This is a genomic window from Pseudomonas sp. EGD-AK9 (genome assembly GCF_000465935.2).
In the GTDB taxonomy this organism is placed as follows: Bacteria; Pseudomonadota; Gammaproteobacteria; order Pseudomonadales; family Pseudomonadaceae; genus Aquipseudomonas.
The window spans coordinates 1-5,574 of record NZ_AVOF01000220.1 but is presented as its reverse complement, the minus strand read 5'-3'; the positions used below and the strand labels follow the sequence as shown (position 1 = coordinate 5,574).

Below are 5,574 nucleotides of genomic sequence, written 5' to 3'. Positions count from 1 at the left end.
GGACGTGCCCAGCCACACCCTGTCCGCCGGCCAGCAGCGCCGCGTCGCCCTGGCGCGCCTGTACCTGGCCGATGCGCCGCCGCTGTGGGTGCTCGACGAGCCTTTCACCGCCCTCGACAAACAAGGGGTGGCGCAGCTGGAGCAGCACCTGGCGGCGCACTGCGAGCGCGGCGGGGGGGTGGTGCTGACCACCCACCACAGCCTGCAGCACAAGCCGGCCACCTACCGCGAACTGGACCTGGGGCAGCACGCCGCATGAGCAACGTCTTCAGCCTGCTGCTCGCCCGTGAAATGCGCCTGCTGGCGCGGCGTCCGGCCGAACTGGCCAATCCGCTGGTGTTCTTCGCCATAGTGGTCGCGCTGTTCCCGCTGGCGGTGGGGCCGGAGACGCAATTGTTGCAAACCCTTTCGCCGGGGCTGCTGTGGGTGGCGGCGCTACTGGCCGTGCTGCTCTCGCTGGACGGGCTTTTCCGCAGCGATTTCGAGGACGGCTCGCTGGAACAGTGGGTCCTTTCGTCGCACCCCCTGCCTCTTCTGGTGTTGGCCAAGGTGCTGGCACACTGGCTGTTCAGCGGTCTGGCGCTGGTGCTGCTGGCGCCCCTGCTGGCGCTGATGCTCGGCCTGCCCGGGCGCTGCCTGCCGGTGCTGCTGCTGTCGCTGCTGCTCGGCACCCCGGTGCTGAGCCTGCTCGGCGCGGTGGGCGCGGCGCTCACCGTCGGTCTCAAGCGCGGCGGCCTGCTGCTGGCGCTGCTGATTCTGCCGCTGTACATCCCGGTGCTGATTCTCGGCAGCGGGGCGCTGCAGGCGGCCCTGCAAGGATTGCCGGCGACCGGCCACCTGTTGTGGCTGGCCAGCCTCACCGCCCTGGCGGTGACCCTGACACCTTTTGCAATTGCCGCCGGCCTGACCATCAGCGTCGGCGAATAATAACGAACCGTGAACCGTGGCCCGCGCTTCCCCGGATTGCATCCGGGCCACGTTTGAGTGATGAGTCGAGCGATGAACTGGACGTGGTTTCACAAGTGGGGTTCGCCCAAGTGGTTCTATGAGATCAGCGGCCGCTGGCTGCCCTGGCTGAGCATCGCCGCCGGGCTGCTGATCGCCGCCGGGCTGGTCTGGGGCCTGGCCTTCGCGCCGCCGGACTACCAGCAGGGCAACAGCTTCCGGATCATCTACATCCACGTGCCGGCGGCCTTCCTCGCCCAGTCGATCTACGTGATGCTGGCGGTCGCCGGCCTGGTCGGCCTGGTGTGGAAGATGAAGCTGGCCGACGTCGCCCTGCAGCAGGCCGCGCCCATCGGCGCCTGGATGACCGCCATCGCCTTGCTCACCGGTGCCATCTGGGGCAAGCCGACCTGGGGCACCTACTGGGTGTGGGACGCGCGCCTGACCTCGATGCTGATCCTGCTGTTCCTCTACTTCGGCGTGATCGCCCTGGGCAACGCCATCAGCAACCGCGACAGCGCGGCCAAGGCCTGCGCGGTGCTGGCCATAGTCGGGGTGGTCAATATCCCGATCATCAAGTACTCGGTGGAGTGGTGGAACTCGCTGCACCAGACCGCCACCTTCAAGATCACCGAGAAGCCGGCCATGCCGGTGGAAATGTGGCTGCCGCTGCTGCTCGCCGTGCTCGGCTTCTACTGCTTCTTCGGCGCCGTGCTGCTCTACCGCATGCGCACCGAGGTGCTCAAGCGCGAGGCGCGCAGCAGTTGGGTGAAAGCCGAGGTCGAATCCCTGGTGGAGGGCAAGGCATGAGTTTTTCCTCCTTCGCCGAGTTTCTCGCCATGGGCAGCCATGGCGCCTACGTGTGGAGCGCCTACGGCATCAGCCTGGCGGTGCTGGCGTTGAATGTGGCGTGGCCGATCCTGGCGCGCCGCCGTTACCTGCAAGACGAGGCGCGCCGTTTGCGCCGGGAGAAGTCGAAGTGAATCCGGTCCGCAAGAAACGTCTGTACATCGTTCTGGCCATCCTCTGCGGCGTCAGCATCGCCGTGGCCCTGGCGCTGACCGCGCTGCAGGAGAACATCAACCTGTTTTACACCCCGACCCAGATCGCCGACGGCGAGGCGCCGCTCGATACCCGCATCCGCGCCGGCGGGCTGGTGGAGGAGGGCTCGGTGAAGCGCTCGCCGGACAGCCTGGAGGTGGACTTCGTGGTCACCGACGGCGCCAAGGGCATCACCATCCGCTACCAGGGCATCCTCCCCGACCTGTTCCGCGAGGGCCAGGGCATCGTCGCCCTGGGCAAGGTCAACGAGCAGGGCGTGCTGGTGGCCGACGAGGTGCTGGCCAAGCACGACGAGAACTACATGCCGCCGGAAGTGATGCAGGCGCTGGAAAAGAGCGGCATGAAGCAGCAACACGACGCCGCCACTGCCGGCAAACAGGCCTACCAGCAGGAGAGTGCGCAATGATCCCCGAGCTCGGCCATCTGGCGATGATCCTGGCGCTGTGCCTGTGCCTGGTGCAGGCCACGCTGCCGCTGATCGGCGCCTGGCGCGGCGACCACCAGTGGATGAGCCTGGCGCAGCCGGCCGCCTGGGGCCAGTTCGCCTTCCTGCTGTTTTCCTTCCTCTGCCTGACCTACGCCTTCATGGTCGACGACTTCTCCGTCGCCTACGTGGCCAACAACTCCAACAGCGCGCTGCCCTGGTACTACAAGTTCAGCGCCGTGTGGGGCGCCCACGAAGGCTCGCTGCTGCTGTGGGCGCTGATCCTGGCCGGCTGGACCTTCGCCGTGGCGATCTTCTCCCGCCACTTGCCGGAAGAGATGCTGGCCCGCGTGCTGGCGGTGATGGGCATGATCAGCATCGGCTTTCTGCTGTTTCTGATCGTCACCTCCAACCCCTTCGAGCGCCTGCTGCCGAATGCGCCGATGGACGGTCGCGACCTCAACCCGCTGCTGCAGGACTTCGGCCTGATCGTCCACCCGCCGATGCTGTACATGGGTTACGTCGGCTTCTCGGTTGCCTTCGCCTTCGCCATCGCCGCGCTGCTCGGCGGCAAGCTGGACGCCGCCTGGGCGCGCTGGTCGCGGCCCTGGACCATAGTCGCCTGGGCCTTCCTCGGCATCGGCATCGCCCTGGGCTCCTGGTGGGCTTACTACGAACTGGGCTGGGGCGGCTGGTGGTTCTGGGACCCGGTGGAGAACGCCTCCTTTATGCCCTGGCTGGTCGGGACGGCCTTGATCCATTCGCTGGCGGTGACCGAGAAGCGCGGGGTGTTCAAGAGCTGGACCGTGCTGCTGGCCATCGCCGCCTTCTCCCTCAGCCTGCTCGGTACCTTCCTGGTGCGTTCCGGGGTGCTGACCTCGGTGCATGCCTTCGCCACCGACCCGGAGCGCGGCGTGTTCATCCTCGCCTTCCTGCTGCTGGTGGTGGGCGGCTCGCTGGCGCTGTTCGCCCTGCGCGCGCCGGTGGTGCGCAGCCAGGTCGGCTTCGGCCTGTGGTCGCGCGAGACCCTGCTGCTGGTCAACAACATCGTGCTGGTGGTAGCCGCGGCGATGATCCTGCTCGGCACCCTCTACCCGCTGGTGCTCGACGCGCTGACCGGGGCCAAGCTGTCGGTCGGCCCGCCTTACTTCAACGCGCTGTTCGTGCCGCTGATGGCGCTGCTGATGGCAGTGATCAGCGTCGGCGTGCTGGTGCGCTGGAAGGACACCCCGCTGCACTGGCTCGGGCGCATGCTGGCGCCGGTGTTGGTGGCCAGCGTGGTGCTGGCGCTGGTCGCCACCTTCGTCCACGGCGACTTCCACTGGGCGGTGCTCGCCGTCTGCCTGCTGGCGGCCTGGGTGGTGCTGGCCGGTGCCCGCGACATCCTCGACAAGACCCGTCACAAGGGCCTGCTCAAGGGCCTGCCGAGCCTCGGTCGCAGCTACTGGGGCATGCAGATGGCACATTTCGGTTTCGCGGTATGCGCCCTCGGCGTGGTGCTGACCAGCCTGGGCAGCTACGAGCGCGACCTGCGCATGGCGCCGGGCGATACGGTGGAACTCGGCGGTTATCGCTTCCAGTTCGACGGCGCGGTGCACCATGAGGGGCCCAACTTCATCTCCGACAAGGGCACGGTGCGGGTGTTCGACGGCGAGCGGCAGATCAAGGTGCTGCACCCGGAGAAGCGTCTGTACACCGTGCAGCAGGCGACCATGACCGAGGCGGGCATCGACGCCGGCTTCACCCGCGACCTCTTCGTCGCCCTCGGCGAGCCGCTGGAGCAGGGCGCCTGGGCGGTGCGCGTGCACATCAAACCCTTCGTCCGCTGGATCTGGCTGGGCGCGCTGCTGATGGGCCTCGGCGGTTTCCTCGCCGCCAGCGATTCGCGTTACCGGATCAAGGTGCGCACCCGCGTGCGCGAAGTCCTCGGCATGGCGGAGGCCAAGGCATGAAACGACTGTTGCTGCTGCTGCCGCTGCTGGCCTTTCTCGGCATCACCGTGTTTCTCTACCGCGGGCTGTTCCTCGACCCCTCCGAGCTGCCCTCGGCGCTGATCGGCAAGCCCTTCCCGGCCTTCAGCCTGCCGTCGCTGGACGATCCGGCGCGCACCCTGACTCAGGAGGACCTCAAGGGCAAACCGGCGCTGGTCAACGTCTGGGCCACCTGGTGCCCGGCCTGCCGTCACGAGCACCCGGTGCTGAACAAGCTGGCCGAGGCCGGCGTGGTGATCCACGGGGTCAACTACAAGGATGAACGCGAGCCGGCGCAGAAATGGCTGCGCGACCTGCACAACCCCTACCAGCTCAACATCGAGGACGCCAAGGGCAGCCTCGGCCTGGACCTGGGCGTGTACGGCGCGCCGGAAACCTTCTTCGTCGATGCCCAGGGCATCATCCGCCACAAGTTCGTCGGCACCATCGACGAGCGCGTCTGGCGCGAGAAGCTGGCGCCGATCTACCACCAACTGGTCGACGAGGTGCAGCCATGAAGCGCCTGCTGCTCAGTTGCGGTCTCAGCTTGGGCCTGCTGGCCGGCGCCCAGGCCGCCATCGACACCTTCGAGTTCGCCAGCGAGGCGGAGCGCCAGCGCTACCGCAACCTGATCGAAGAACTGCGCTGCCCCAAGTGCCAGAACCAGAACATCGCCGATTCCGACGCGCCGATCGCCATGGACCTGCGCCGCGAGATCTTCCGCATGCTGGAGGAGGGCAAGAGCAACGAGCAGATCATCGACTTCCTGGTCTCGCGCTACGGCGACTTCGTGCTCTACAACCCGCCCGTCACCGGGCGCACCCTGCTGCTCTGGTACGGCCCGGCCGGCCTGCTGCTGATCGGCTTCGGCGTGCTCGGGACCATCGTCCTGCGCCGCCGCAAGCAGCAGAAGACGCGCCCGGCCGCCGGCCTCTCCGCCGATGAGCAGCAGCGCCTCGCCGCGCTGCTCGAGCAAAACTCTCAGGACAAGAAAGACCAATGATCGATTTCTGGTTGCCCGCCGGGTTGCTGCTGCTGACCGCCCTGGCGTTTCTGCTGATCCCGGTGCTGCGCATTCGCAAGCTGCAGGCCGAGGAAGACCGCACCGCCCTCAACGTCACCCTCTACCAGGAGCGCCTGCAGGAGCTGGAAACCCAGCGCCAGGCCGGCGTG

At 67.5% G+C, this 5,574-nt stretch carries 9 protein-coding genes; all 9 read left to right on the top strand.

The annotated features are described in order from the left end of the window. Nucleotides 1-259, top strand: a 259-nt coding sequence (locus N878_RS11505) for an ATP-binding cassette domain-containing protein (RefSeq protein WP_021443805.1), incomplete at its 5' end; no start/stop codon positions are given. Beyond that, entirely contained in the window at nucleotides 256-927 is a 672-nt protein-coding gene (gene ccmB / locus N878_RS11500; RefSeq protein ID WP_021443804.1) for a heme exporter protein CcmB, read from the top strand. The genes N878_RS11505 and ccmB, both read left to right, overlap by 4 nt. Before the next feature lie 72 nt (nucleotides 928-999). Beyond that, entirely contained in the window at nucleotides 1,000-1,755 is a 756-nt protein-coding gene (locus N878_RS11495; protein ID WP_021443803.1) for a heme ABC transporter permease, read from the top strand. Then, on the top strand, nucleotides 1,752-1,928 hold the full coding sequence (gene ccmD / locus N878_RS11490) for a heme exporter protein CcmD (RefSeq protein WP_021443802.1): 177 nt from the start codon (nucleotides 1,752-1,754) through the stop codon (nucleotides 1,926-1,928). The genes N878_RS11495 and ccmD overlap by 4 nt, the downstream gene beginning before the upstream one ends. Next, on the top strand, nucleotides 1,925-2,413 hold the full coding sequence (ccmE, locus tag N878_RS11485; protein ID WP_021443801.1) for a cytochrome c maturation protein CcmE: 489 nt from the start codon (nucleotides 1,925-1,927) through the stop codon (nucleotides 2,411-2,413). Before ccmD ends, ccmE begins: the two co-directional genes overlap by 4 nt. Then, a complete protein-coding gene (locus N878_RS11480) occupies nucleotides 2,410-4,383 on the top strand; it encodes a heme lyase CcmF/NrfE family subunit (RefSeq protein ID WP_021443800.1) in 1,974 nt (657 codons plus the stop codon). Before ccmE ends, N878_RS11480 begins: the two co-directional genes overlap by 4 nt. Continuing rightward, on the top strand, nucleotides 4,380-4,919 hold the full coding sequence (locus tag N878_RS11475) for a DsbE family thiol:disulfide interchange protein (protein WP_021443799.1): 540 nt from the start codon (nucleotides 4,380-4,382) through the stop codon (nucleotides 4,917-4,919). Before N878_RS11480 ends, N878_RS11475 begins: the two co-directional genes overlap by 4 nt. Next, nucleotides 4,916-5,404 carry a cytochrome c-type biogenesis protein gene (locus N878_RS11470; protein WP_021443798.1) on the top strand — a complete coding sequence of 163 codons (489 nt, stop codon included), beginning with the start codon at nucleotides 4,916-4,918 and terminating at the stop codon, nucleotides 5,402-5,404. The genes N878_RS11475 and N878_RS11470 overlap by 4 nt, the downstream gene beginning before the upstream one ends. Continuing rightward, nucleotides 5,401-5,574, top strand: a 174-nt coding sequence (gene ccmI, locus N878_RS26800) for a c-type cytochrome biogenesis protein CcmI (protein WP_082457840.1), incomplete at its 3' end; no start/stop codon positions are given. The genes N878_RS11470 and ccmI, both read left to right, overlap by 4 nt.

Excerpts from the sequence above, each read along its gene's own strand:
- N878_RS11480 (WP_021443800.1), top strand. The coding sequence starts at position 2,410 with ATGATCCCCGAGCTCGGCCATCTGGCGATGATCCTGGCGCTGTGCCTG.
- N878_RS11470 (WP_021443798.1), top strand. The coding sequence starts at position 4,916 with ATGAAGCGCCTGCTGCTCAGTTGCGGTCTCAGCTTGGGCCTGCTGGCC.
- N878_RS11495 (WP_021443803.1), top strand. The coding sequence starts at position 1,000 with ATGAACTGGACGTGGTTTCACAAGTGGGGTTCGCCCAAGTGGTTCTAT.
- N878_RS11475 (WP_021443799.1), top strand. The coding sequence starts at position 4,380 with ATGAAACGACTGTTGCTGCTGCTGCCGCTGCTGGCCTTTCTCGGCATC.
- ccmB (WP_021443804.1), top strand. The coding sequence starts at position 256 with ATGAGCAACGTCTTCAGCCTGCTGCTCGCCCGTGAAATGCGCCTGCTG.
- ccmD (WP_021443802.1), top strand. The coding sequence starts at position 1,752 with ATGAGTTTTTCCTCCTTCGCCGAGTTTCTCGCCATGGGCAGCCATGGC.